Genomic DNA, 25,620 nt, shown 5'->3' with positions numbered 1-25,620 from the left:
AACCCGTATGCCTAATCCTTAAAAGTCGTTCAAGAACCATGTTCGGTACCCAATAATACATTGGCAAATATCATAGGGTCTTGGGCTATATCTACGTTAAAATCACCTATTTTGGTTCTCCTTAGGGCAGATAAATGTGCCCCTGAACCTAGTGCAAGGCCAAAATCATTGGCTATGGAACGGATATAAGTGCCTTTGCTACATGTAATTCTAAAGTGAACGTTAAGGTCATCAATTTTGGTTATTTCAAATTCCCTAATCGTAACAATACGTTTGGAAATTTCTACGGTCTTACCCTCCCTTGCCAGTTCATACAGGCGCTTACCATCCTTTTTTAATGCGGAGAATACAGGGGGTGCTTGCGCTATTTCCCCAATAAATTGGTGGGTGGTCTCCTTAATCAACGCCGGTGTAATATGGTCTGTGGGGTAAGTGTTATCAATAACGGTCTCCAAGTCATAGGAAGGTGTTGTAGCACCTAGGGTGAAAATGCCAGTATATTCTTTTTCCTGACCTTGAAACTCGGTAATTTTTTTGGTGAACTTACCTGTACAGATAATTAAAAGTCCGGTTGCCAATGGATCTAATGTACCGGCATGGCCAATTTTAAATTTCTTAAGGCTGAATTTTTTTCTAATGGCCCATTTTAATTTATTTACGGCCTGGAAAGAGGACCATCCCAAAGGCTTATCGATCAATAACACCTTACCGTTTAGGAAATCTTCTTTCGTTAAATTTTCCATGTAGGTTTTGGGTTTGTTTATGGTTGGTGTTATGAGTTGGTAAAACCGTAAATCACGGCAATTAATCCTACTATAAGGCAGTAGATGGCAAAATAGGAAAGTTTGCTTTTACGTACCAGTTTGATCATCCAGGTACATGCGGCCAAACCTGCTATAAAGGCGGCGATAAACCCTGCACCCATGGCAACATTGTTTTCTCCGGTAAAGTTGAGATCCCCGCTCATTAGGTCTTTGGCAATCTTGCCAAAAATTAGAGGAACTACCATCAAGAATGAAAATCTTGCCGCTTTGGATTTGTCTACCCCTAATAGAACGGACGTTGAAATTGTAGCGCCACTTCTTGAAATACCCGGTAGCATGGCAATTGCTTGAGATATGCCTACAATAAAGGCGTTTCCAAAACTTACTTTTTTTTGGGTATCCTTGGCTTTATCTGCAAAATAAAGTAATACGGCGGTTATGATCAACATAAAGCCTACAAATCTAATATTGCCGCCAAAAAATGCTTCTAGTTGCTCCTCGAAAAAGAGGCCTACAATGACGGCCGGTATCATGGAAATGATAATCTTTACGGAAAACTGACTTTCCTCGTTCCATTTAAATTGAAACAATCCACTTAAAATTTCCCAAATATCCTTTCTGAACACAACTATGGTACTAAGCGCAGTTGCAAAATGTAGGACAACGGTGAACAATAAACTCTCTTCCTGTAAGGAATTATCACCAAGTATTGCTTTGCCCAATTCCAAATGACCGCTTGATGATACGGGTAAGAACTCGGTCAATCCTTGAATGATCCCGAGCAGTATAGCATCTAAAGTATCCAATTATGCTTTCTTTTTGTGTGGGTTCAGTAAGATTGCGTAGATTTCAATACCTAGGCCGATCAACACTAAAGTAGGGGCCAAACGAATTCTCCTAAAATTATATATTTCCGGATTGAATACATTGGGGTCGTCACTTCCTCCTCCGCTCATTAATATAAAACCTAATGCGATACAAGCAATGCCTATGAACATAAACGTGTAATTCTTCTTTTGAAAGATAAACTCCTGTTTAGGCGGTTGTTCTACTTTGTTCTTTTTACTCATGGCGCAAATTTAATAATATAATTCGTCGGTTCTAAGGTTTAGGAAACGTTGGGTCGCAAAATACGTGCTGATGAACGAAATAAGGATACCCAAAAGAAATACACTGACAAAAAGGATGATTAAAATATATGGTTCGTCAAAAAGCCCAAAATCCTGAAAATTGGTATTTAAATAATAGACGACTCCGGCAATGGCCAATAAAGCTATTGCAGCACCGATCATACCCAATTTAATGTTTTGCCAAATAAAAGGTCTTCTGATAAAAGTCTTTGTGGCCCCTACCATTTGCATGGTCTTAATGATGAACCTTTTGGAATAGATGGACAATCTTATGGAGCTGTTGATCAATAGTACGGCAATAAAAGTAAATATGGCACTGGCTACCAAGATCCAAAAACCAATTTGCTCTACACTTTTAGCTACCATACTGACCAAAACACGGTCATAACTGACTTCGTCCACAAAACTTTTTTCCGCAAGCGTAGCAGCAATTTCCTCCACTTTTTCTGCGGTAACAAAATCTGCCTTCAATTTTACATCAATTGAATTTTTTAGAGGGTTGTATCCAAGATAGTCCACAAAATCCTCTCCAATATCTTCACTATGTTGTTTTGCGGCCTCTTCCTTGGAGACATAGGTAGACGATTTGGTATATTCTGACATGGCCAAGGTTTTTTGAAGTTGTTCTACTTCAATCTCCTTGGTGTTCTCTTTTAGGAAGACGGAAATAGTAATCTGTTCCTTTGAGCGATCGGCCAATTTTTTGGTATTTAATACCAAAAGGCCCAGGATACCTAATAAAAACAGTACCAAAGCAATACTTAGCACTACGGAAAAGTATGATGAGATTAGTTTACGTCGTTGATAATTTTCAAAAGAGTTCGCCATATAGCACTTAAAAGTGCAGTAAAAATAGCAAAGTAAAGTTAAATGCAGCTTGAAATTTTCAACCTGTTAACGTTTCAGTGTAAAGTGTCCGTCAATTTGCATACTTCCTGCAATGATCTTATACCAATAATCATCTGATGGCATTTGTTTTCCTTGAAAAGTCCCATCCCAATAAGCGGCATCGGAATTGGCGAATTTCAATAATTTGCCATAACGGTCAAAAATGGATATGGTTAGGTTGGGGAAGGCATTTGTTCCTTCAAGCTCAAATACATCATTTACGTTATCTCCATTTGGTGTAAAAAAAGAAGGGATTACCAAATGGTCGAAAATTTGTGTAACCACTCCGCAGTTAAATGTATCCCTAACATATACGGTATAATTTCCCCCATTTACAGCTTCAAAAACCGGACTGTTTTGATAATTAAATCCGTCTAGGGAGTACTCAAACTCTCCTTCATTTTCTATAGTGATTTCAATAGATGGTCCGTTGGATCTAATAGTGCTTATTATAGGCAGGTCTATCTGTTCTGCGGTAATCGTTTTGGTTGCGGAGCAACCGTTACTGTCAGTTATTAGGACCGTATATATCCCTGGGGTGTCTGTTGTAATTTCCTGGGTAGTTGCCCCTGTGTTCCATTCATAGTTGGCATTGTCCATATTGGCGGTTAAGATGGCCATGGTTCCCTCGCAAAAAGTAACGGTTTCATCCTGTACATTAGGAGGTTGGTTTACGATTAACGAAATGGCCGTTCTAGAAGTTGAGGAACAAGTTATAGTTGTTGATACGGCTTCGGCATAATAGGTGCCTGCAAGTTCTGTTTCAAAATTCATGGAGTCCTCCAATAATAAGGAACCACCGGTAGGCTGGTCATACCAGTTCACGGTATATCCATTAACGGTAGTGGCGGTAAGAAGACCGGTTTCACCTTGGCAAATAGTAACATTCCCATTACTAATAGGGGCATTGGGTATAGTTTGCACTATAATATCAAATACATTGGACACAATATTGCAAAGGTCATTGTTGACATTTATGGGGTCTTCCGCAATTTTTACTCTGTAATACGTGGTTTCCGTTATGGGTGGGGTTGACAACGTATTGCTGGTTTCACTAGGGATATCCGTCCATAGTTGTTGATCGTTACTTTGTTGCCATTGATAGGCATGGGTAGAGAAAATAGAATTATCCGGTGTGGCAATAATGGTACTTGTTACGCTGCCTTGGTCTTCACATATGGTTAAACTTTCTTCGGCGGAATTGGTGCTTACGGTAACGTTGTCCCCACAAGATTTAAAGACAATATCATCAATGGCCAGGTCGTTACCACAACCTCCGTTGCTATTGTTCCTCATCTTAAGAATAACCGAGGTTTGTCCGGGTTCAGTGGTAAAAACCAAGGCATATTGTTGCCATTCCGTATTGGAATTTGCTGTTATACTTCCGGTATCTCCCTGCGCCAATAAATTGGTATCCGTTTCATCCCAAATCTGAAATCTTACGTTAACTGGTATGCTATTGCCTTCACAACTTCCTATAGATTGTAAATTGATAAGCCATGATGAAAATTCATAGGTGGTATTTTCGCATAGACCCATGACCTGCCTTTGGTAAAACTCCCCGGCGGTAAAACTTGCGTTGACAATGAATGACTTTCCATTGGTGTCTCCCGGCGTATGGTCCTGTACGGAAATCCAATCAAAATAATTGGTGGTGCTAGATATGGTATAATCTCCGTCATTAGGTGTTCCCGTGGTAAAATTATAGGATGTTGTACCTGCAGGAAGCGCCGGTCCGACTGTGGTTCCGGATCCAAAATCCTCAGTAAATATTGGGTCTCCGGAGCTACCTCCGCAAAAGCCAAGTTGTGCTTGGAGTACCGTGTTAGAAAGGCAAAGTAGCGTTATGAAGGAAAAAAATATTTTGGGACATTTTGTTTTCACGATCCTAAGATACCAAATTTACATCACTGCCATAGCCTAGTTTGGAAATCATGAGTGCACTGTTATTTCCAATATCTTTTTAACTCTCGTTGATTCCACCTATTTTTGCGACTTACAGCAAAGAAGTTAAAATCATGCAATACAATTTCAACGAAATTGAGGCCAAGTGGCAAAAATATTGGGCAGAAAACCAAACCTTTAGGGCGGAGAACAATTCTGATAAGAAAAAATTCTATGTGTTGGATATGTTCCCTTATCCATCAGGTGCAGGTCTGCACGTTGGACACCCATTGGGGTATATAGCCAGTGATATTTATGCACGTTATAAAAGGCACCAAGGTTTTAACGTATTGCACCCACAAGGATATGATTCTTTTGGGTTGCCAGCTGAGCAGTATGCCATACAGACCGGGCAGCATCCTGCCATAACTACGGCGGCGAACATTAAAACCTATAGGAGGCAATTAGATCAGTTAGGCTTTTCTTTTGATTGGAGCAGGGAGGTGCGTACGTCCAGTCCTGAATATTATAAATGGACCCAGTGGATCTTTATCCAGATCTTTAATTCTTGGTATAATAAGGATACGGATAAGGCAGAAGATATAGATACCTTGATCGCTATATTTGAGGCAGAAGGTAATGCCAATGTAAATGCTGTCTGCGATGATGATATTACTGTTTTTTCAGCGGAAGATTGGACCGCTTTTTCAGAGGTGGAAAAGCAAGAAATATTATTAAAATATAGGTTGACATACTTGGCGGATACCGAGGTAAACTGGTGTCCGGCATTGGGAACGGTATTGGCAAATGACGAAATTGTAAACGGAGTATCGGAACGTGGCGGTCACCCGGTAGTTCGTAAAAAGATGACCCAGTGGAGTATGCGTATTTCTGCCTATGCCCAGCGGTTGTTAGATGGTTTGGATACCATAGATTGGCCACAGCCGCTAAAGGATTCCCAGACCAATTGGATCGGTAGGAGTGAAGGAGCTTCGGCAATTTTCAATGTCAATGGGCACGATGAAACCATAGAAGTGTTTACGACTAGACCCGATACTATTTTCGGAGTTTCTTTTATGACCTTGGCTCCGGAACATGAATTGGTGGGCAAAATTACAACAGCAGAGTATAAGGACGAGGTAGAGGCATATATAGAAGCTACGGCAAAACGTTCTGAGCGCGACCGTATGGCCGATGTAAAAACCATATCCGGTGCATTTACGGGTGCCTATGCGGAGCATCCATTTACAAAAGAACCTATTCCGATCTGGATCGGGGATTACGTATTGGCTGGTTATGGTACCGGTGCCGTAATGTCTGTACCTTGTGGAGATCAAAGGGATTATGATTTTGCCAAACATTTTAACCTGCCAATTCCCAATATTTTTGAAGGAATTGATATTTCTGAAGAAGCATTTGCGGATAAGGATAAAACCATAATTGCCAATTCTGATTTTTTAAACGGCTTGCCCTATAAGAAAGCGGTAAAGCGTGCCATATTTGAATTGGAAAAATTAGGTCAAGGAAAAGGCAAGGTAAATTATAGGCTTCGCGATGCCGTATTTAGTCGCCAAAGATATTGGGGGGAACCTTTCCCGGTGTATTATGTAGATGGTATGCCACAGATGATTGCAAAAGAACATCTGCCCATTGAGTTGCCCGAAGTTGAAAAGTACTTGCCCACCGAAACCGGAGAGCCCCCTTTGGGCAATGCCGAGGTTTGGGCGTGGGATACCGTAGCGAATAGGGTAGTGGCAAATAGTAAGATTGATCATACAACAGTTTTTCCGCTGGAGTTAAATACCATGCCAGGTTGGGCGGGTAGTTCCCAATACTTTAATAGGTATATGGACCCAAATAATAATGATGAGATTTTTTCAAAGAAAACCATTGGTTATTGGGAGGATGTAGACTTGTATATTGGAGGAAGCGAGCACGCAACCGGGCATTTGTTGTATAGCCGGTTCTGGCAAAAATTCATGTTCGATAAAGGTTTGGTACCCAAAGATGAGTTCGCGAAAAAGCTGATCAACCAAGGAATGATTACGGGGACAAGTGCTTTTGTGTATAGGGCAGAAAATGGTAAAACTATGATTTCCAAAGGGCTTATAGCTGATAAAAATGTAGTCCCCATACACGCAGATGTATCATTGGTAAACGCATCGGATGAATTGGATATTGATGGTTTCAAAAAGTGGAGAGAGGAATATGCGGATGCGGAATTTATTACTGAGGATGACGGAACATTTAAAGTAGGTCGTGAGGTTGAAAAAATGTCCAAATCCAAATTTAATGTTGTAAACCCCGATGCCATATGTGAAGAATATGGGGCAGACAGTCTACGCTTGTATGAAATGTTCTTGGGTCCTTTGGAACAATCCAAACCTTGGAATACTGCAGGGATAACAGGTACCCATGGTTTCTTGAAAAAATTATGGAAGTTATATGCGCCGTTTATAGATGGTTCACAGGATAATGGTCAGGAAGAATCCTCAAAAGAGGCGTTGAAGACTTTGCATAAAACCATTAAAAAGGTTCAGGAAGATATTGAGAACTTTTCCTTCAACACTTCAGTATCTACATTCATGATTGCCGTTAATGAACTGTCTGCGCAAAAATGCGCAAATAAGGAAGTGTTAGAAGCATTGATCATATTGGTATCACCTTATGCTCCCCATATAGCAGAAGAACTTTGGAGTAAATTGGGCCATACGGAGTCCATTGCAACGGCACCCTTTCCAAAATTCGAGGAAAAATACTTAAAGGAAAGTAGCAAGGAGTATCCTATCTCGTTTAACGGTAAAATGAAATTTACCATGGAGCTTTCCTTGGATTTGTCCAAAGATGAAATTGAGGCAGCGGTCATGGCCAACGAAAAAACACAACAGCAATTACAAGGTCGTGAACCTAAGAAAGTAATTGTAGTACCCGGTAAGATTGTAAATATCGTAGGGTAATATTTATTTGTAAAACGTCATTTCGGCGAAAAGATGTGGTCGGTAAGTCCTCTACTGGGATTTAGCAGATTGCTTCGTAATCCCGTAATGACGTTTTTGTTTTTTTCATAGTTCCGCTAAACGAAAAGACGGCCCATATAACGTTAAGCGTAGAGTTTTTATTCCGTGAAAGTGCCGTTTGTTTTAGGGGGTTTAATGATTGTGGTTTGTTACAATAGTTACATTTATACTTATCATCAATTCATCAGGAATTTTTTAAAATTTAGGGGGTACAGCATAATTTATTTCATTTTAGTTAAGTTTACCCCCTAAAAATTTAGGGGTTATATTCAATATAATTACTTATTTAAACATATAACCCCTACATTTTATCGATTTTATGTTTGATATGTGTATAATTAGTTTCAATTTTGTGACATAACATAAAATGATAACATCATGATCGTTGGTATTCCAAAAGAAATTAAGAACAATGAAAGCAGGGTAGGCATGACGCCGGCCGGTGTTTTTGAATTGGTAAAGAACAATCACAAAGTCTATGTGCAATCTGGCGCTGGGGAAGGAAGCGGATTCTTTAATCAAGACTATCAACAAGCAGGTGCTATTATTTTGGATACTATAGGCCAGGTATATGCCATGAGTGAAATGATCGTTAAGGTAAAAGAGCCTATAGAAGAGGAATATGATTTAATACAAAAGGGTCAAATACTGTTTACATATTTTCATTTTGCCTCAAGTGAAGAGTTGACAAAGGCCATGATAAGACAAAAAGCGGTATGTATAGCATATGAGACCGTGGAAGATGAAGAAGGTACATTACCTTTATTAACGCCAATGTCCGAAGTAGCGGGAAGAATGGCCATACAGCAAGGTGCCAAATATTTGGAGAAACCGGTAAAGGGCCGTGGGGTATTGTTAGGCGGTGTACCAGGTGTGGCACCGGGCAAAGTGTTGGTACTTGGTGCAGGTGTAGTAGGTATCCAAGCTGCAAAAATGGCAGCAGGTTTGGGTGCACATGTTACTATATTGGATATTAACATGAAACGTCTGCGCTATGTTAATGATGTGATGCCACCACATGTAGTAACTGAATTTTCAAATGAATTTAATATTAGAAGACTTATAAAGACCCATGATCTAATTATAGGGGGTGTATTATTAAAAGGTGCCAAGGCACCAAATTTAATAACCAGGGATATGCTTAAAGAAATGAGACCGGGTACAGTAATCGTAGATGTGGCCGTAGACCAAGGCGGATGTGTGGAAACCACAAGGCCTACAACTCATGAAGATCCTATTTATATCATAGACGATGTTGTACATTATTCGGTGGCGAATATGCCAGGGGCCGTACCGTATACCTCTACAATGGCATTGACCAATGTAACTTTGCCCTATGCCTTAAAATTGGCCAATTTAGGATGGGAGACAGCGTGTGATAAGGATGCTTCCTTAAGGAGAGGCTTAAATATTGTAGATGGTAATGTAGTATACCAAGAGATAATAGAAGCTTTTGGCTGGGAAGGCATTGTAGCATAACAAGTACATTTTGTCAGTAAAATAGACCTCGTCAAGATCAAAAGGATTTTGGCGGGGTTTTTGCTTTTAAATGGTTGGATTCTAATTTAAGTATGAATCTTTAGTATATTTAATTGATTTAAAAATTGAAACGTTATGATGGGATATTATATATTGATCGGAGCCATAGCATTGGTAAGCTGGTTGGTAAGCAGTAAATTAAAGAGTAAGTTTAAGTTTTATTCCAAGGTGCATTTGCAAAATGGAATGAGTGGTGCAGAAATTGCAGAGAAAATGTTGGCGGATCACGGCATTAGAGATGTTAAGGTGGTATCTACCCCTGGTATGTTAACGGATCACTACAATCCAAAGAACAAAACCGTAAATTTAAGTGAAGGGGTGTATAACCAAAGAAATGCAGCCGCTGCGGCAGTTTCTGCCCATGAGGTGGGTCATGCCGTACAACATGCCCAAGCTTATGAATGGTTGGGTATGCGTTCCAAATTGGTGCCAATTGTCAGCGTAACCTCAAGCATGTCCATGTGGGTCGTATTCGGTGGATTGGCATTGGGTGCCGCTGCAGGTGTAGGTTTGGGATATTGGGTAGCCATTGCAGGTTTGGTAATGATGGGACTGGCAACGTTGTTCAGTTTTGTAACCTTACCTGTTGAATATGATGCCAGTAACCGTGCCTTGGCTTGGTTAAAGAATAAAAACGTAGTTACTCCAGAAGAGTACAAAGGTTCTGAAGATGCTTTAAAATGGGCGGCTCGTACCTATTTGGTTGCTGCAATAGGTTCACTGGCTACTTTGGTTTACTGGGGGTTACAAGTATTTGGCGGTAGAGATTAAAACGAAAAAAATAATCATAAGAAAACCCGTCTCAAAGACGGGTTTTTTGTTTTATATGGGTTTTTATGGTACGGATAAATACCAAAAGGTTGCGTTTAGAACCCATTAGCTTGGAAGATGCCACGTTTATATATGAACTATTGAACAGTGAAGGATGGCTACAGTTTATAGGAGACAAGCAGATATCTACCGTAAAAAAAGCGGAAGATTATATCGTGAACAATTTTATGGCAGGATATCAAAAGCATGGCTTTGGATTGTTAAAGGTTTGTTTGGGCAATGGTTTACCCATCGGCATTTGCGGACTTTTGAAAAGGGATTATTTAGATAATATAGATTTGGGCTTTGCCTTCTTACCTGCTTACGAAGGTTTTGGATATGCCTATGAAGCAACTATGGCTATGATGGAATTTAGTAAGAATCAATTACAAAGCTCACGTATTCTAGCCATATGTATGGAAACCAATACCCGATCGTTGGCATTGTTGCGTAAATTGGGTTTTACAAAAAAAAGATAGGATACAACTAGGTTCTGGTTCAGAAGAACTATTGTTGCTCTCTACTTAAATTGATATTTGCCGGTCTATTTGTTGTGCAAGCGAAATAAAGGTTTCTGTTCTGGAAACACCTTCAATTTGCTGAATTTCCTTGTTCAATACCTGCATTAAATGTTCATTGTCCCTACATAACACTTTTATAAGAATAGACCAGTTGCCCGTGGTATAGTGACATTCAAGTATTTCCGGAATTTTTTCCAATTGCTTTACGGCCACAGGATTACTCATGGCTTTGTCCAAATATATACCAATATAGGCCATAGTGGTATATCCAAGCGATTTTGGATTGATTACGAATTTTGAACCTGCCAATAGGCCAGATGCTTCAAGTTTACGTAAGCGCTGATGTATGGCAGCTCCAGATATTCCAATGCTTCGCGCAATTTCCAGAACCGGTTTTCTGGCATCTTTCATTAAAAATCTTAGGATTTTCTTGTCAATACCATCAATTTTAGCCAAACTAGTAGGTGTTTTCATTCAGTAGTTTCAAATTAAAATATAAAAATACCTAATTGCTTTTAAATTGATACTGGTATTTGCTCAATTTACTACGGCATTAGGGTTGTAGCCCAAGTAGGGTACATCGTATTCCTTAAAATTGATACCATAGGTTTTCAACTCTTCCAGAATGGGCTCGTAAACCTCTTTGGTAATAGGTATTTGCACTCCTGGGGTAGTAATATTGCCATTTAAAATCTTTAATGCTGCAATGGCCACGGGAAGTCCTACGGTTTTGGCCATTGCGGTATAGGTTTGGTTTTCACCGGTGACCACTAGTTTGGAATCTATTTGTTTTTCTTGACCATTTAATCTATATCCAAATTTATGGTACATAACGATCATATCTTTTTCGTCTGCTTTTAAGGTCCAACTATCCTCAAGGATTTTTTGCAGAGCTTGTGCGGGTGTGGCATTGGGTATTCCTATTATTTTTTTATGATCAAAAATATTCAGTTCCAAGAGTTTGTCCCACCTAATATCATCTTGGTCAAGTTTCAGATAATGTCTTAATTTTAGTTCTACGGAATCTGTGGGCGAATAAGGCAGAAATAGGTTAATGAATTCCCTATAGCTCATATTTTCGGAATTTTCAATGGTGTAGGAATCGTCCGTTACCCCTAATTCAATAAACATATTCCAAGCTTTGGAAAACCCAACACGGCGCATGGTTCCCCTATAAATAGTGAGGGCATCCTGTAATTTATAGGCTTCCCTATAATTAAGGGAATCCCTATTGGCATACCCTTCAAAACGGCCATATCCTTCAATTTCAAAAAATTCCGTTCTTCTAAAAAGTCTATGGTAAGGGATATATTTATAGGTGCCTTCTTGAATGAATTTAGCCGTACCGCCCTGTCCGGCAAGTACCACATTTCTTGGGTTCCAGGTAAACTTATAGTTCCAGAGGTTATTATCGTTTTCGGGAGCTACCAAACCTCCACAAAAAGATTCGAACAGAATGATTTCTCCCCCGTTTTCACGAATACGGTCAATGACTTGCATTGCGCTCATGTGGTCCAAGCCGGGGTCTAGCCCGATCTCGTTCATAAAAACCAAGTTATTTTTCTTTACGCTTTCGTTTAGGGCCAACAGTTCCGGACTAATATATGAGGCGGTTACCAAGTGTTTTTTAAGTTTAACGCAATCTTGGGCCACTTTGATATGAAATCGTGCCGGTAACATAGATATGACAAGATCAGCATTGGCAATAGCAAGCTTACGTTCGGTTTCTACAAAAATATCTAGCGTTATTACGGTGCAATGGGCATGGTCTGTAATTTGAGCGGGTATGATACTGGGATTTATATCGCCAATGGTTATTTCTAATTGTTCTGCATCACCCTTTTTTAAAAGATAATCCAATAAAAATGAAGTGGATTTTCCTGCCCCTATAACTAGAATTTTGCGCATCATACGATTTCAGTATTTTTGATTGGTATTTATTCACTAAGGTATCAAAATGTTACATTTATAAGAAAACAATAGAATAAAGTTATGAAAAAAACAATTTTAAGTACAGCATGCGTATTTGGTTTGTTGGCGGTAGTTTTTGGAGCTTTTGGTGCCCATGGCTTAAAAAATTTGGTAGGTACAGAAGCGGTAACAACTTTTGAAACCGGTGTTCGGTATCAAATGTACCATGCTTTTTTCTTATTTGTGTTGGGTTTGTTGCCAGAAAATATCCTGTTCAAAAAATCAATATATATAAGTACGTTAATAGGGGTGGTGCTGTTTTCATTTTCAATTTACCTTTTGTCTCTCAATGATGTGGTGGACTATGATTTTAGGTCCATTGGTTTTTTAACACCAATAGGCGGAGTTTTCTTAATTGCTGGTTGGGGATTATTGGGTTATAGTATTTTACGATCAAATACTGGCAAAAAGCAATATGGCGTTGAATAGCATTGGATAAAACCGTAAATTCAATCTACAATGTAAGATGTATGCATAAAATTAAATGGTTGGGCTTGGTCCTAGGTCCGCTATCCTTTATACTAATTATCTCCTTTTTTCATCCGGAAGGACTTTCTAAAGAAGCGAACGCCGTACTTGCATCTACATTATGGATAGCCATTTGGTGGATTACGGAGGTAATTCCCATAGCGGTCACCGCATTGTTGCCTTTGGTCTTGTTTCCACTATCCGGTGGATTGGATTTGGCGGCTACATCCGGGTCATTTGGTCATAAATATGTATTTCTTTACATGGGTGGCTTTGTAATTGCCATTGCCATTGAAAAATGGAACCTGCATAGACGTATTGCCCTCCATATCATTAATTTAATAGGTTCAGATGTTCGTAAGATAATTTTAGGGTTTATGGTGGCAACCGCATTTTTATCGATGTGGATTTCCAATACGGCCACTTCAGTAATGATGTTGCCCATAGGACTAGCTATTATAAAGCAATTAAGGGACAACCCAGATACTATAGAGGATGAAAACCAAATATTTGGCAAGGCATTGATGTTGGCCATTGCATATAGTGCCTCTATTGGAGGTTTGGCAACCTTGATCGGCACACCCCCTAATCTAGTATTGGCAGGTGTTGTATTAGATACCTACGGGTATGAAATAACATTTATGCAGTGGTTTATGTTTGGGCTGCCAATATCCGTATTGTTATTGTTCATATGCTGGAAATACTTGACCAGATTTGCTTTTTCGTTTAAGCAAAAATCATTTCCGGGGGGCAAACAGGAGATAAAACGTTTATTGTCCACTTTAGGTAAAATCAGTTATGAAGAAAAGATTATTGCCTTTGTGTTTGCATTAACGGCATTTTGCTGGATAACCCGCTCTTTTTTGTTACAGCGGATATTGCCAAATTTAGATGATACAATTATTGCTATATTTTTTGCTATTTTGTTATTTCTGATTCCGTCCAAAAAGAAGGGGCACCAATTGATCAATTGGGAGGAGGCGGTAAAAATGCCTTGGGGTATTATATTATTATTTGGCGGGGGTATGGCTTTGGCCAAAGGATTTGAAGTAAGTGGGCTGGCCGTCTTTATTGGCAACCAAATGACATCATTGGCAGGATTGCCTATATTTTTATTGATTGTGGTGCTCATTACCGCGGTAAATTTTTTAACCGAAATCACATCAAATTTGGCAACTACCGCTATGCTCTTACCTGTTTTGGCACCAATGGCCTTATCAATAGATGTGCATCCATTTATCCTTATGGTAGGTGCTGCGGTAGCCGCTTCCTGTGCCTTTATGTTACCGGTAGCCACGCCACCAAATGCTGTAGTTTTTGGATCGGGATATTTAAGAATTCCTGATATGGTCAGCAAAGGATTTTTTATGAATATCATATCAATCATTATATTAACCTTTTTCGTATATTTTATACTCCCAGAATTATGGGACATTTCCATAGATAGTTTCCCCCTAAAAAATATTACTAAATGAAACTACTACTCATACCAGATAAGTTTAAAGGCTCCTTAACCAGTGAAGAAGTTTCAAAAGCCTTTATAGATGGAGTGCAAAAAGCAGGGGTGGATTTTACCTATAAATTCATAAAGGCATCTGATGGTGGCGATGGTTTTATGGATGCCGTAGCCAGTTATAAGCCCTGTATTTCCGTTGAGGTTGTCACTGAAAATCCCTTAGGAAAACCATTACGCTCCCATTACCTGTACAATAAAAAGGATAATGCTGCATATATTGAGCTGGCCAATGCTTCTGGGATGGAACTATTAAAGCCCGAAGAAAGAAATCCTATGTTGACCAGTACGTACGGTACCGGGCTACAGATAAAGGATGCCGTACAAAAAGGAATTAAGAATATATACATAGGCCTAGGGGGCAGTGCTACCAATGATGGGGGTATGGGAATTGCCCGTGCATTGGGTTATGTGTTCCTGGATGCCAAAGGGAAAAAATTGCCGGCCATTGGCAATAGTTTAGAGCAGATTAGAAGTATAGATGACAGTTGGGTGGGTAATGATTTAAAAGAGGTATCCTTTTATGCTGTCAATGATGTTAGCAATCCGTTATTTGGCATTAAGGGTGCAGCTTATGTATATGCAGGCCAAAAGGGGGCTACTTATGAAATTATAAAAGTACTTGACCAAGGATTGGAAAATTTAGATCGGGTAGTGGCGGAAACGTACGGCCTTTTAAATGCCCATTTGCCAGGATCAGGTGCAGCAGGTGGAGCTGCATATGGTCTAAAAACCTTTCTTGGCGCAAATTTCTTAAGTGGTATTGATTTTATCCTTGGTCTGTCTGGAGTAGAAAAGTTGTTGGCGGCCAAGGCCTTTGATTTTATTGTTACTGGCGAGGGTAAAATAGATGATCAGACAATGAACGGTAAATTACTTCAGGGTGTAATGAGGATTGGTGAAAAATACAATACTAGGGTAATAGCAATTTGTGGTAAGTTGGATATTTCCAAAAACCAATTAATGGACCATGGTATTTATGATGTATTTGAAATTCAAAACCCATCTAAGGATCTTGCGTATAATTTGCAAAATGCAAAGGAATTATTATCACAAAAAGCGAAAGAATTCTTTCTGTTAAGACAGGAAAATAGCCCTTTAAAAAAGTGATAAAAATTGCTTATTTCTTAAAATTTTTAATCAAAATCACTAATTATTTATTCAAAATCAATATTTGATTCATATAATGCAATATTTTGAATAAATGATCTGTGAATATTTTTCCTTTTCTTCCAATCTTTCATAGAATTCGTATTTCGACGAGTATAAAGGCTAATTAAGCTCTGAATTTCAAGGGTTCATGTTTAAATTTTTTAGTTTTACGTGAACTAATTCTTTAAAACATGAAAAGCTCAGCAACAAATGCGAATACCATTTCTTTAAAACAATATGGGATTTTACACGCCAATTTTCATTATCAAGAAGAGCCGGAACAACTTCAAAAGGCAACCATAGATAAAAATATGGGTGTTGAAACCAGTAATGGAACATTAGCGGTAAATACTGGAGAGTTTACGGGCAGGTCTCCCATGGACCGGTTCATCGTAAAAGATAATATTACGAAAGATAAGGTATGGTGGGGACCGGTTAATATTCCGTTTGAGAGTGAAAAATTTGATGCTTTATATGCTAAAGTCATTGATTACTTAAACGAAAAAGAGCTTTTTGTGCGTGACAGTTATGCGTGTGCAGATCAAGATTACAGGCTAAATATTAGGGTAATCAATGAATACCCTTGGTCCAATATGTTTGCATATAATATGTTTTTGAGACCAACTGCCTCTGAACTAGATGATTTTACACCGGAATGGACGGTTATAAATGCTCCGGGGTTTATGGCAGATGAAGCAGCAGATGGAACTAGACAACATAACTTCGCTATTTTAAATTTTACTAGAAAAATCGCCTTGATAGGTGGGACAGGTTATACGGGTGAAATTAAGAAAGGAATTTTCTCGGCATTGAATTTTATTCTTCCCGTTTATAAGGAAACGTTGCCCATGCACTGTTCAGCGAATGTGGGCAAGGAGGGTGATACCGCTATATTTTTTGGATTATCGGGTACTGGAAAAACAACTTTGTCAACCGATCCAAACAGAAAATTAATTGGTGATGATGAACATGGATGGACCAGCAGAAATACCGTATTCAATTTTGAAGGAGGGTGTTATGCAAAGGTCATCAACCTTTCCCAAGAACAGGAGCCTGAAATTTTTGGGGCAATTAAACCAGGTGCTATACTTGAGAACGTGGTTTTGGATGAAAAGGGCAATGTAGATTTTACCGATACATCCATAACCCAGAACACCAGGGTCAGTTATCCTATTCACCATATTGATAATATACAGTTGCCTTCTATTGGTAAAAACGTCAAAAATATATTCTTTTTAACAGCGGATGCTTTTGGGGTATTGCCTCCTATATCAAAACTTACCCCCAGCCAAGCTGCATACCATTTTATTTCTGGTTATACGGCCAAGGTTGCAGGTACTGAGGCCGGTGTGGTAGAGCCGGTACCTTCTTTTTCTGCCTGTTTTGGTGCACCTTTTATGCCGTTGCACCCCACTAAGTATGCAGAAATGTTAAGTAAGAAAATGAAAGAATCAGGTGTGGACGTTTGGTTGGTCAATACGGGGTGGACAGGAGGCCCTTACGGGGTTGGTACCCGAATGAAGTTAAAATATACGCGAGCAATGATTACGGCGGCGCTAAATGGTGAGCTTGGTCTTTACTCGTATGATAAATATCACATACACTCCGTGTTTGGTGTTGCGCAACCTAGGGAATGTCCTGGTGTGCCTACTTCAGTTTTAAGTCCTAGGGCAACTTGGAACAATGATGAAAAATATTACACTACAGCATTTAAGCTTACCAATGCTTTTAGGGAAAACTTTAAAAAATATGAAAGTTATGCCAGTGAGGAGATACGGCGTGGAGGTCCACAACGATATGCTTTCTAAAATAAAAAGCCTTGCTAATGCAAGGCTTTTTTTCTGAATTCGATGGGAATTTTATTTATTTACGCTGGTAATATATTTCTGTAATGCCATTGTCATGGACGGTGTCTCAGGCGTTGGTGCCTTTATATCAATACGTAAACCTGCACCTGTAGCGGCCTCTACTGTAGAATTACCAAATACGGCGATTCTAGTATCCTTTTGGTCAAAATCAGGGAAGTTTTGAAGTAAGGATTCTATACCGGACGGACTAAAGAAAACCAGAATATCATAATAAACGTTTCTTAGATCAGAAAGGTCGCTTATGACCGTTTTATAAAAAATAGCTCTTTTCCAATGTATACCTAATGATTCTAGAGTTTCCGGTACTTCTGGCTTTAGGGCATCAGAAGAGGGCAGAAGGAATTTTTCATCCTTATACTTTTTGATCAAGGGTACAAGATCTGTAAATAAACGCTTGCCTACGTAAATCTTTCGCTTTCTGTAAACTACATATTTCTGTAAATAATAGGCGACAGCTTCGGACTGGCAGAAATACTTCATGGAATCCGGAACCTTAAAACGCATTTCATCGGCAATTCTAAAAAAATGATCTACCGCATTTCTGCTGGTCAGTATCATTGCGGTAAAATCGTTTAAATCTATCTTTTGTTGACGCACATTTTTTGCATCTACCGCTTCTACATGGATGAATGGCCTAAAATCTACCTTTACTTTCTCCTTTTCAATAAGTTTGGAATAGGGAGAATTATCCATTTTCGGCTCTGGTTGAGAGACTAAAATCGTTTTTACTTTCATACGGTGCACTATTTAAGAAAGCTTCCCATTATAACTAAGGGTGCAATTTCGAGTGCGCAAAGGTACAAAATAAAATAGAAGAAATAGGAGCTAATAAAATTTTGATAATTCCTGAGTACTGTCAACCAGCCTATTATATTGATTGCTATAAATAAAACTGAGCCAATTATAATGATGATTTTATGATCTATTGCAACGTAGGTCAAAAATATATTGGCGATACATAGCACAATGCCGGAATAATTTAAGTATGTCAATTTCTTGAATATCAATTCATTGAATGTTTTGTAGGAATTGAACACAAAGCCATTGGCCAATTGTACTACAGTCTTTAAGGTGATGAACAAAAAAACAACGACCAACAGAATGGGAAATAAGAATGGGTTTTTTACGACCCCGGTATTTAAAAATTCGCGCCAAATAAAATAAATAAAAAGCGTAGTATTAATAATTTGAAAGAGACTTATTAGGATATGAAACCAATTGAACAGTTTTTCTTTCTTGGTGTATATGGTAATATACTTGTTGTTGAACGGCAGGATAATAAAATTGACAAAGCGTGTATAATCAAAACTTTTTGCGATCAGAACGCAGATAAAACTAGTGAACAACGTAATTGTAATCCAATCTGTCTGTAAAATTGTTCTGTTGATCGGTTCCATTAGTTTATGGGGATAGGTTTTCCGTTCAATCCAAATAGTAGATTGTTTTCTGAAATGACGACCCTAAAATAACCAATGTTTTCATTTTTGGTTGTAGGCAGGCTAAATTTAAATTTTGTAGTGTCCTTTGCTTGCAATTGTGTGGTATTTGGGGTATTGGCAGTGGGTGTAATACCCAATGTCTGTATAGGGGTTTTATACGCATCCATATAAGTTATGCCAAACTTTAAATCTTGCAATGAAATGTTTTGTTCATAGGGATTGTAAACAGATAGTTCAATTGATTTTTCTGTAGTAAGTGTTAACTCTTGTTCTTCAACAATACACTCCACTTTTCTAAAAGACTGAAAATTAGGAATAAATATTCCTTTATAAAGTCTGCCATCTTCTCTTTGGTAGGAAAATGAAAAGTCATTTAGGTATTTGGATATATAGGCCACATCTTTTCCCCGTACGTTTTCTTCAGAATTGTCTATACTAAACTGATTTTTTCGGTACATATAGTTATTTAGTGAAAATGTGGGGCTACCATTGGTATAGAAGGAATACATGGGGGCATTTCGATAAGAATTTTCAAAGACCACGGGCCTGTTGCCTGCTTCCTTCTTAATGGCGGCAGCCCATTCGATGTTGCCATGACTTTCGTAATAAAAGTTAAATAAAAGAGGTTGATGTACAAGTCCTATTCTTAAATAGGCAATTAAGATAACATTGATTAATCCCAATCGAAATATCCATGTCAATGCCTGTTTGTTGTTCAACATATAATTAAACGCTATAACAACCATGGGAATGCAGATAATTATAATCCATTGGGTCTGTATTCTTCTGTTGAAGCTAGAGATAAAAAAGAACAGAATAACCCCATAAGTAAGATATATCAATGCCTTGTTGAACAAATTGGTGTTTTTGGTCTTTAAAAGGGCCTTATAGATAAAGGGAAAGGTAAGGCCGAAAATGGCCACCAGGTTTACAAAAAAGCCCAATGTGTATTTCTCAAAGCTATACGCTCCGTTGGGCCTTTCGTACAAATGATATTTTATGGAAACAAAATCATTGTCGTACAACCAATAAAAATGGGGTGCATAACAACATAAAGCAATAAGGACCGCCAGCCAAGCATAGGGTTTGGCAACTAGTTTTATATTGGAAAGCAATACAAAAAAAATGACCAGTACGGCGTGGTACTTACTGTACATCAGTGCTGCCATAAATATGCCCAATAGTATGGCTAAGGGTAAGCTCTCATTTTTAATAAAATGCTTGTACGTCAATAAAAAACAACTGGTAAAAAAAAGTAGCGGAGTATCCGGCAAGGTAAAAAATCCGTAGGCGTTGAGCAGTGTCATGGAAAAGACCAAAACAAAGAAATGAACAATGTATTGGTTTTTTTTTGGGTTGTCTATCATTAACCATAGCAAAATAATGTTCAGTGCCGATAATAGGCAACTAACCAGCCTAACACCCAGTTCCCCATCAAAGAAATAACTACTTATTTTAATCATTAATGCCACCATTGGTGGGTGGTCAAAATATCCCCAAGCCATATTTTGGCTATAATACCAATAGTAGGCTTCGTCAAATATAAGCTGCGTAAAATTGGATTGTATAAGATTGAGTACAAATAGGACAGCGAGAAAAAAATAGAAATGCTTTGGAATTTTTGTTAACATTCGCATAGGATACTTGTGCGTAAAATTACAAATTTAAGGTCATGTGCCCGGTCTAAAAAAATCATAAAGGTAGTATTGCCCGTTTTAATACGACTATTAAAACCTTACTTTTGTGAAAATATATTGCGCAACATATGGCTAAAAGTCTTGTAATTATACCCACCTATAATGAAATTGAAAATGTTGAGGCCATCATTAGGGCGGTATTTGATTTGCAAAAAGATTTTCATGTGTTGATCGTTGATGATAATTCTCCCGATCAGACGGGAAAACGCGTTAAAGAGCTACAAGCAGAATTCTTGGGCAATCTATTTCTGGAAACTAGGTTAGAAAAATCAGGGTTGGGTACGGCATATATCCACGGTTTTAAATGGGCAATAAACAAGGGATATGATTACATATTTGAAATGGATGCCGATTTTTCCCATACCCCTTCAGATTTGATCAGGTTGCAAAGGGCATGTATGAACGGGGCGGATGTTGCTGTGGGTTCAAGGTATAAAAAAGGGGTCAACGTTGTAGATTGGCCACTGTATAGGGTGCTGCTCTCTTACGGGGCGTCCTTTTACGTTAAATTGATCACCGGTATGCGGGTGCATGATCCCACGGCCGGTTTTGTATGTTATAAACGAGAGGTCTTGGAGGCTATAGATTTGGATTCTGTCCGTTTTGTTGGGTATGCCTTTCAAATAGAAATGAAATTCAGGGCCTACTTAAAAAAATTCAAGATAGAAGAAGTTTCCATAATTTTTAGAGATCGAGTTTTGGGCAAGTCCAAAATGAGCTCATCGATAATTAGTGAAGCTATTTGGGGGGTGTTTGTGATGAAAATGAGAAGTCTTTTTCTTAAAAATAAATTTTAATATGGGTAAAATACTTTTAAAAAATGGCATTACGGTAAATGAGGGTATCATTGCCGAAAATGACATTCTGATCGAAAATGACATTATCATAAAAATTGCAAAAGATATTACCGATGCCAACGCAGAGGTGGTCAATGTACAGGGGTTGCATATTTTACCTGGTGTCATAGATGATCAGGTGCATTTTAGGGAGCCGGGTTTAACCCATAAGGGAACAATTGCTACAGAGAGTAGAGCGGCACTGGCAGGTGGTATCACTACTTATATGGAGCAGCCCAACACTACGCCACAGACCACCACCATAGAAAAGCTTGAGGAAAAATTTCAAATTGCGGCGAACTCATCTTTTGCCAATTATTCATTTTTATTTGGTGGTACAAATGATAATCTAGAGGAGTTAAAACGATTGGATAAAAATGCCTGTTCCGGAATTAAATTGTTTTTGGGGTCCTCTACAGGTAATATGTTGGTAGATGATGAAAAGGTAATAGAAAATATTTTCCGTAATACGGAAATGGTTATTTCTGCACATTGTGAGGATGAAACTACTATTAAAGAAAATCTGGCCAAGTACAACGCAGAATTTGGGGATGATATCCCAATGAAATACCATCCTATTATTAGAAGTGAGGAAGCCTGTTACCTATCATCGTCCAGGGCCATTGCCTTGGCAAAGAAAACTGGAGCACGCTTACATGTTTTCCACTTATCCACCGGTAAGGAAACTGAGTTGTTCCGAAATGATATTCCGTTAGAGGAAAAGAAGATTACTGCAGAGGTATGCATTCATCATTTGTGGTTTTCTAATGAAGATTATCATGAAAAAGGGTCATTGATCAAATGGAACCCGGCAGTGAAAACGGCCAATGATCGTAATTTGTTATGGAAAGCACTTTTAGACGATAGATTGGATGTCATTGCTACCGATCATGCACCTCATTTATTGGAGGAAAAGGACAATGTGTATACCAAGGCACCTTCTGGCGGTCCTTTGGTACAACATGCCTTGCCCGCAATGCTGGAGAAGGTTTCGCAAGGTGTTATTTCATTAGAAAAAGTTGTACAGAAAATGTGCCATAATCCAGCAATATTGTTCCAGATAAAAAAGCGTGGTTATATCCGTGAAGGGTATTACGCAGATTTGGTGGTTGCAAATTTAAATGACACCTGGAAGGTGACCAAGGATAATATAGCCTACAAATGTCAATGGTCTCCGTTTGAAGGGGTTGAGTTTTCATCAAAAGTGGTCCATACTTTTATTAACGGCCATTTAGGATATAGCAACGGAAAGTTTTCAGAAATGAGGAATGCCAAAAGATTAACCTATAATAGGCCATGAAAAAATACCTAGGAATAGTTTTATTGATGCTGGTTTTTGTATCCTGTGCCGAAAGTTTAATAGAAAAGCCAGATAATTTAATACCTAAGGAAAAAATGGTATTGATCCTTAAGGACATGGCTATAGTAAATGCGGCAAAGGGAACCAATTTAGGTAAGTTAAAGGATAATGGAATTGAACCTACGGAGTTTATTTTTGAAAAGTATGAAATAGATAGCGCACAATTTGTGGATAGTGACCGTTATTACGCTTCGTTACCGTTGGTTTATGAATCGCTCTATAAACAGGTAGAGACTAGTTTGGAACAACAACGAGAACAGGTGGAAACCGCAAAAAAAGTAAAGGACAGTTTAAATTTGTTGAAAAACGCACCTAAAAAGAAGGAAGCTGTTGATAAGTAGAACTTATTCTGCATGTTCCTTCATGAAAATTCTGGAGGAAAATGTAATTGAATTTTCCAAGGGTTCAAATGTATAATCCAACGTTTTAATAATTTTAGAACTATCAAAAGTGGTAGGGTGCAAAAGTCCGTGTATAGTGCTGTGGGTTATGGTTCTAGGCTTTCCTGTTAGTAAATGTCTTAAACGGTCCAGATATTTACCTATTTGAAGTTGCCAAGGCTGCAATTTCTTATAAGGAGCCTTTTTGTTCATTGCTCTTGAAATCATTTCCAATACTTCCTTATAAGTGTTATTGGAAGCTACTACAATATATCGCTCGCCGTGAATATCTGTATTCATTAGCTGCACCATAATAGCGGTCACATCTGCAACCGCAACAAATCCTGAACCACCTGGTGGATAATATGAATAATTTTTATGGGCGGTTTTAAAAAACGAACCACTACCATTTTCCCAATAGCCAGGTCCAAGGATAACACCGGGATTTATGATTACAACTTGTATTTGTTCCTGAGCACCGCGCCACACTTCCATTTCCGCCAAATGTTTGGTAATGGCGTAAGGGTTGGCAAATTGTCGGTTAAATTCCGTTTCTTCATCTGCTGCCAAGCTGGTGGGGGTCCTTCCTATAGTTCCAATAGTACTTACATAACAAAGTTTTTGTACGTTTTTGGCAATGCACATGTTAACGATATTGGCAGTACCTTCTCTATTGACACGGTCCAATATGTTAAAATCGGAAGGACTAAAGGAAATTAATGCCGCACAGTGATATACATGGGAAACGTTTTGGAACGCGTCATCTAGGGAAGGTATATCCAAAATATCCCCTTGTACCCAATCTATTTTGTCATACAGGGCCGTAACGTTGGTGGTGTAGTAAGAAAAGGTCTTTTTGACCTGTTCCAGTTTTTCCACTGATCTATAAATTGCACGTACAGGTACATTTTGCATAGCCAATTTCAATAGCAAATGCGATCCAACAAGACCTGTGCCTCCCGTTACTAAAACCATATTTCAAAGTTAGGGAATACAAGCCGATAAATTCATGCTTTGTTCTACTGTGTACTGGCAAGAATTCCATTTATATTTGCATTTCAATTAAAATTTAGAATACGATGACAACAAATTTTGTCAAGGAGTTACAATGGCGTGGAATGTTGCATGATGCAATGCCGGGAACAGAAGAACATCTTATGGAAGGAATGCAGGCTGCATACGTTGGTATTGATCCAACCGCAGATTCGTTGCATATTGGTCATTTGGTCGGTGTCATGATGTTGCGCCACTTTCAATTGGCGGGCCACAAGCCCTATGCATTGATAGGAGGTGCCACAGGAATGATCGGTGATCCATCGGGAAAATCTGCCGAGCGTAATTTGCTTGATGAAAAAACTTTGCGTCATAACGAAAATGCGCTTAAGGAACAATTGTCCCGCTTTTTGGATTTTTCGGTAGATGGAGATAATGCGGCGGTCTTGGTCAACAATTACGACTGGATGAAGAATTTTTCTTTTTTAGAGTTCATAAGGGATGTAGGCAAGCATATTACCGTTAACTACATGATGTCCAAGGATTCGGTTAAAAAAAGGTTGTCCGCGGAAGCCAAGGAGGGCATGTCCTTTACGGAATTTACCTACCAATTGGTACAAGGTTATGATTTTCTTCACCTATATCGTGAGCATAACTGTAGCCTTCAAATGGGTGGTAGTGATCAATGGGGCAATATAACCACGGGAACGGAACTGATTAGAAGAATAGCCGGTGGAAAGGGCTATGCGCTTACATGTCCGCTGATCACCAAAGCAGATGGCACAAAATTCGGTAAGACAGAAGGGGGAAATATTTGGTTGGATGCAGAGCGTACTTCACCGTATAAATTTTATCAATATTGGTTGAATACCTCAGATACCGATGCGGAAAAATATATAAAGATTTTTACCTTCCTGGGCCAACAGGAAATTGAAACATTGATAGAGAAACATCAAGAATCCCCCCATTTACGATTACTGCAGAAACGTTTGGCAGATGAGGTCACCGTTATGGTTCATTCACAGGACGATTTGGACAATGCCGTTCGCGCCAGTGAAATATTGTTTGGAAAATCTACTGGGTCCGATTTAAAAGGCTTGAACGAAAAAACGTTTTTGGAAATTTTTGAAGGGGTCCCCCAAGCGGAACTTTCAAAATCCGAGCTGACTGATGGTTTGGATATGATCGGTGCCTTGTCCGCAAAAACCAGTTTCTTGGGATCCAACGGGGAAGCAAGGAGAGAACTGAAACAAAATTCCATTTCGGTAAATAAAGAGAAAGTAAAGGAAGATTATCTCATTACGCCCAATGACTTGATCAATAATAAGTTTGTACTCTTGCAAAGAGGTAAAAAAAATTATTTTGTACTGGTATTCAATGATTAGCAAAT

General features: G+C 38.7%; 23 protein-coding genes. 12 read left to right on the top strand and 11 right to left on the bottom strand.

The annotated features are described in order from the left end of the window. Positions 1–29: 29 nt before the first annotated feature. From truB to JM81_RS09890, 5 genes are all read right to left on the bottom strand, one after another. Positions 30–743, bottom strand: coding sequence for a tRNA pseudouridine(55) synthase TruB (gene truB, locus JM81_RS09910; protein WP_144802897.1), 714 nt, complete (start codon positions 741–743; stop codon positions 30–32). A 29-nt stretch (positions 744–772) separates the two neighbouring features. After that, positions 773–1,570, bottom strand: a complete 798-nt coding sequence (locus JM81_RS09905) for an undecaprenyl-diphosphate phosphatase (protein ID WP_144802894.1) — start codon at positions 1,568–1,570, stop codon at positions 773–775. Next, positions 1,571–1,834 carry a DUF3098 domain-containing protein gene (locus JM81_RS09900; protein ID WP_089260871.1) on the bottom strand — a complete coding sequence of 88 codons (264 nt, stop codon included), beginning with the start codon at positions 1,832–1,834 and terminating at the stop codon, positions 1,571–1,573. It abuts the gene before it with no gap. Between the two features lie 9 nt (positions 1,835–1,843). Then, positions 1,844–2,722 carry a cell division protein FtsX gene (locus JM81_RS09895; RefSeq protein WP_089260870.1) on the bottom strand — a complete coding sequence of 293 codons (879 nt, stop codon included), beginning with the start codon at positions 2,720–2,722 and terminating at the stop codon, positions 1,844–1,846. A gap of 66 nt (positions 2,723–2,788) precedes the next feature. After that, positions 2,789–4,666 (bottom strand): T9SS type B sorting domain-containing protein, encoded by a 1,878-nt coding sequence (locus tag JM81_RS09890; RefSeq protein ID WP_144802891.1) that lies wholly within the window; start codon positions 4,664–4,666, stop codon positions 2,789–2,791. Between the two features lie 134 nt (positions 4,667–4,800). Between JM81_RS09890 and leuS the strand changes: the two genes are divergently transcribed. The 4 genes from leuS (at position 4,801) to JM81_RS09870 (ending at position 10,511) form a co-directional block, all read left to right on the top strand. After that, positions 4,801–7,623 (top strand): leucine--tRNA ligase, encoded by a 2,823-nt coding sequence (gene leuS / locus JM81_RS09885; protein WP_144802888.1) that lies wholly within the window; start codon positions 4,801–4,803, stop codon positions 7,621–7,623. 438 nt (positions 7,624–8,061) lie between these two features. Next, complete coding sequence (gene ald, locus JM81_RS09880) at positions 8,062–9,162, top strand: alanine dehydrogenase (RefSeq protein ID WP_089260867.1); 1,101 nt, start codon at positions 8,062–8,064, stop codon at positions 9,160–9,162. Positions 9,163–9,297: 135 nt separating this feature from the next. Further along, complete coding sequence (locus JM81_RS09875; protein WP_089260866.1) at positions 9,298–9,993, top strand: zinc metallopeptidase; 696 nt, start codon at positions 9,298–9,300, stop codon at positions 9,991–9,993. 65 nt (positions 9,994–10,058) lie between these two features. Continuing rightward, on the top strand, positions 10,059–10,511 hold the full coding sequence (locus JM81_RS09870; RefSeq protein WP_144802885.1) for a GNAT family N-acetyltransferase: 453 nt from the start codon (positions 10,059–10,061) through the stop codon (positions 10,509–10,511). 45 nt (positions 10,512–10,556) lie between these two features. On the opposite strand, the gene JM81_RS09865 is transcribed toward JM81_RS09870, so the two are convergent. Then, entirely contained in the window at positions 10,557–11,027 is a 471-nt protein-coding gene (locus JM81_RS09865) for an Lrp/AsnC ligand binding domain-containing protein (RefSeq protein ID WP_089260864.1), read from the bottom strand. A 63-nt stretch (positions 11,028–11,090) separates the two neighbouring features. After that, on the bottom strand, positions 11,091–12,464 hold the full coding sequence (locus JM81_RS09860) for a saccharopine dehydrogenase family protein (protein ID WP_144802882.1): 1,374 nt from the start codon (positions 12,462–12,464) through the stop codon (positions 11,091–11,093). A gap of 81 nt (positions 12,465–12,545) precedes the next feature. Between JM81_RS09860 and JM81_RS09855 the strand changes: the two genes are divergently transcribed. From JM81_RS09855 to pckA, 4 genes are all read left to right on the top strand, one after another. Continuing rightward, positions 12,546–12,953, top strand: a complete 408-nt coding sequence (locus JM81_RS09855; protein ID WP_144802880.1) for a DUF423 domain-containing protein — start codon at positions 12,546–12,548, stop codon at positions 12,951–12,953. Positions 12,954–12,994: 41 nt separating this feature from the next. Further along, positions 12,995–14,467 (top strand): SLC13 family permease, encoded by a 1,473-nt coding sequence (locus tag JM81_RS09850; RefSeq protein ID WP_144802877.1) that lies wholly within the window; start codon positions 12,995–12,997, stop codon positions 14,465–14,467. Beyond that, positions 14,464–15,615 (top strand): glycerate kinase, encoded by a 1,152-nt coding sequence (locus JM81_RS09845; protein WP_144802874.1) that lies wholly within the window; start codon positions 14,464–14,466, stop codon positions 15,613–15,615. Before JM81_RS09850 ends, JM81_RS09845 begins: the two co-directional genes overlap by 4 nt. Before the next feature lie 233 nt (positions 15,616–15,848). Next, the gene (gene pckA, locus JM81_RS09840) at positions 15,849–17,465 is read left to right on the top strand and encodes a phosphoenolpyruvate carboxykinase (ATP) (protein WP_144802871.1); all 1,617 of its coding nucleotides are present in this window, start codon (positions 15,849–15,851) and stop codon (positions 17,463–17,465) included. A 51-nt stretch (positions 17,466–17,516) separates the two neighbouring features. Here pckA and JM81_RS09835 read toward each other — a convergent pair whose 3' ends face one another. Genes JM81_RS09835 through JM81_RS09825 form a run of 3 tightly spaced genes read right to left on the bottom strand, consistent with a single transcriptional unit; the run spans position 17,517 to position 20,469 of the window. Next, positions 17,517–18,260, bottom strand: a complete 744-nt coding sequence (locus JM81_RS09835; RefSeq protein ID WP_089260858.1) for a uroporphyrinogen-III synthase — start codon at positions 18,258–18,260, stop codon at positions 17,517–17,519. An 8-nt stretch (positions 18,261–18,268) separates the two neighbouring features. Then, on the bottom strand, positions 18,269–18,922 hold the full coding sequence (locus tag JM81_RS09830) for a DUF4271 domain-containing protein (RefSeq protein WP_144802868.1): 654 nt from the start codon (positions 18,920–18,922) through the stop codon (positions 18,269–18,271). Then, positions 18,922–20,469 carry an ArnT family glycosyltransferase gene (locus JM81_RS09825; RefSeq protein WP_261375013.1) on the bottom strand — a complete coding sequence of 516 codons (1,548 nt, stop codon included), beginning with the start codon at positions 20,467–20,469 and terminating at the stop codon, positions 18,922–18,924. The genes JM81_RS09830 and JM81_RS09825 overlap by 1 nt, the downstream gene beginning before the upstream one ends. A gap of 260 nt (positions 20,470–20,729) precedes the next feature. On the opposite strand from JM81_RS09825, the gene JM81_RS09820 reads away from it, so the two are divergent. Genes JM81_RS09820 through JM81_RS09810 form a run of 3 tightly spaced genes read left to right on the top strand, consistent with a single transcriptional unit; the run spans position 20,730 to position 23,198 of the window. Beyond that, positions 20,730–21,458 carry a polyprenol monophosphomannose synthase gene (locus JM81_RS09820; RefSeq protein ID WP_144802865.1) on the top strand — a complete coding sequence of 243 codons (729 nt, stop codon included), beginning with the start codon at positions 20,730–20,732 and terminating at the stop codon, positions 21,456–21,458. Between the two features lies 1 nt (position 21,459). Beyond that, positions 21,460–22,797 carry a dihydroorotase gene (locus JM81_RS09815; RefSeq protein WP_144802862.1) on the top strand — a complete coding sequence of 446 codons (1,338 nt, stop codon included), beginning with the start codon at positions 21,460–21,462 and terminating at the stop codon, positions 22,795–22,797. Continuing rightward, positions 22,794–23,198: a DUF4296 domain-containing protein gene (locus JM81_RS09810; RefSeq protein ID WP_089260853.1), complete on the top strand. Its 405-nt coding sequence runs from the start codon at positions 22,794–22,796 to the stop codon at positions 23,196–23,198. Before JM81_RS09815 ends, JM81_RS09810 begins: the two co-directional genes overlap by 4 nt. Before the next feature lie 3 nt (positions 23,199–23,201). Here JM81_RS09810 and JM81_RS09805 read toward each other — a convergent pair whose 3' ends face one another. After that, on the bottom strand, positions 23,202–24,212 hold the full coding sequence (locus tag JM81_RS09805) for an NAD-dependent epimerase/dehydratase family protein (protein WP_144802859.1): 1,011 nt from the start codon (positions 24,210–24,212) through the stop codon (positions 23,202–23,204). Positions 24,213–24,316: 104 nt separating this feature from the next. Here JM81_RS09805 and tyrS point away from each other — a divergent pair, with 104 nt between their 5' ends. Next, positions 24,317–25,615 (top strand): tyrosine--tRNA ligase, encoded by a 1,299-nt coding sequence (gene tyrS, locus JM81_RS09800; RefSeq protein WP_144802856.1) that lies wholly within the window; start codon positions 24,317–24,319, stop codon positions 25,613–25,615. Positions 25,616–25,620: the final 5 nt, after the last annotated feature.

It is taken from the genome of Maribacter sp. MAR_2009_72, assembly GCF_007827235.1.
Lineage (GTDB): Bacteria > Bacteroidota > Bacteroidia > Flavobacteriales > Flavobacteriaceae > Maribacter > Maribacter sedimenticola.
Note: the sequence above shows the minus strand (reverse complement) of the source record. Positions and strands in the feature narration are given on the sequence as shown.

Excerpts from the sequence above, each read along its gene's own strand:
- JM81_RS09805 (WP_144802859.1), bottom strand. The coding sequence starts at position 24,212 with ATGGTTTTAGTAACGGGAGGCACAGGTCTTGTTGGATCGCATTTGCTA.
- JM81_RS09850 (WP_144802877.1), top strand. The coding sequence starts at position 12,995 with ATGCATAAAATTAAATGGTTGGGCTTGGTCCTAGGTCCGCTATCCTTT.
- JM81_RS09855 (WP_144802880.1), top strand. The coding sequence starts at position 12,546 with ATGAAAAAAACAATTTTAAGTACAGCATGCGTATTTGGTTTGTTGGCG.
- truB (WP_144802897.1), bottom strand. The coding sequence starts at position 743 with ATGGAAAATTTAACGAAAGAAGATTTCCTAAACGGTAAGGTGTTATTG.
- JM81_RS09835 (WP_089260858.1), bottom strand. The coding sequence starts at position 18,260 with ATGAAAGTAAAAACGATTTTAGTCTCTCAACCAGAGCCGAAAATGGAT.
- leuS (WP_144802888.1), top strand. The coding sequence starts at position 4,801 with ATGCAATACAATTTCAACGAAATTGAGGCCAAGTGGCAAAAATATTGG.
- ald (WP_089260867.1), top strand. The coding sequence starts at position 8,062 with ATGATCGTTGGTATTCCAAAAGAAATTAAGAACAATGAAAGCAGGGTA.
- JM81_RS09860 (WP_144802882.1), bottom strand. The coding sequence starts at position 12,464 with ATGATGCGCAAAATTCTAGTTATAGGGGCAGGAAAATCCACTTCATTT.
- pckA (WP_144802871.1), top strand. The coding sequence starts at position 15,849 with ATGAAAAGCTCAGCAACAAATGCGAATACCATTTCTTTAAAACAATAT.
- JM81_RS09900 (WP_089260871.1), bottom strand. The coding sequence starts at position 1,834 with ATGAGTAAAAAGAACAAAGTAGAACAACCGCCTAAACAGGAGTTTATC.
- JM81_RS09820 (WP_144802865.1), top strand. The coding sequence starts at position 20,730 with ATGGCTAAAAGTCTTGTAATTATACCCACCTATAATGAAATTGAAAAT.
- JM81_RS09825 (WP_261375013.1), bottom strand. The coding sequence starts at position 20,469 with ATGGCTTGGGGATATTTTGACCACCCACCAATGGTGGCATTAATGATT.
- JM81_RS09810 (WP_089260853.1), top strand. The coding sequence starts at position 22,794 with ATGAAAAAATACCTAGGAATAGTTTTATTGATGCTGGTTTTTGTATCC.
- JM81_RS09875 (WP_089260866.1), top strand. The coding sequence starts at position 9,298 with ATGATGGGATATTATATATTGATCGGAGCCATAGCATTGGTAAGCTGG.
- JM81_RS09815 (WP_144802862.1), top strand. The coding sequence starts at position 21,460 with ATGGGTAAAATACTTTTAAAAAATGGCATTACGGTAAATGAGGGTATC.
- JM81_RS09865 (WP_089260864.1), bottom strand. The coding sequence starts at position 11,027 with ATGAAAACACCTACTAGTTTGGCTAAAATTGATGGTATTGACAAGAAA.
- JM81_RS09870 (WP_144802885.1), top strand. The coding sequence starts at position 10,059 with ATGGTACGGATAAATACCAAAAGGTTGCGTTTAGAACCCATTAGCTTG.
- JM81_RS09845 (WP_144802874.1), top strand. The coding sequence starts at position 14,464 with ATGAAACTACTACTCATACCAGATAAGTTTAAAGGCTCCTTAACCAGT.
- tyrS (WP_144802856.1), top strand. The coding sequence starts at position 24,317 with ATGACAACAAATTTTGTCAAGGAGTTACAATGGCGTGGAATGTTGCAT.
- JM81_RS09895 (WP_089260870.1), bottom strand. The coding sequence starts at position 2,722 with ATGGCGAACTCTTTTGAAAATTATCAACGACGTAAACTAATCTCATCA.
- JM81_RS09830 (WP_144802868.1), bottom strand. The coding sequence starts at position 18,922 with ATGGAACCGATCAACAGAACAATTTTACAGACAGATTGGATTACAATT.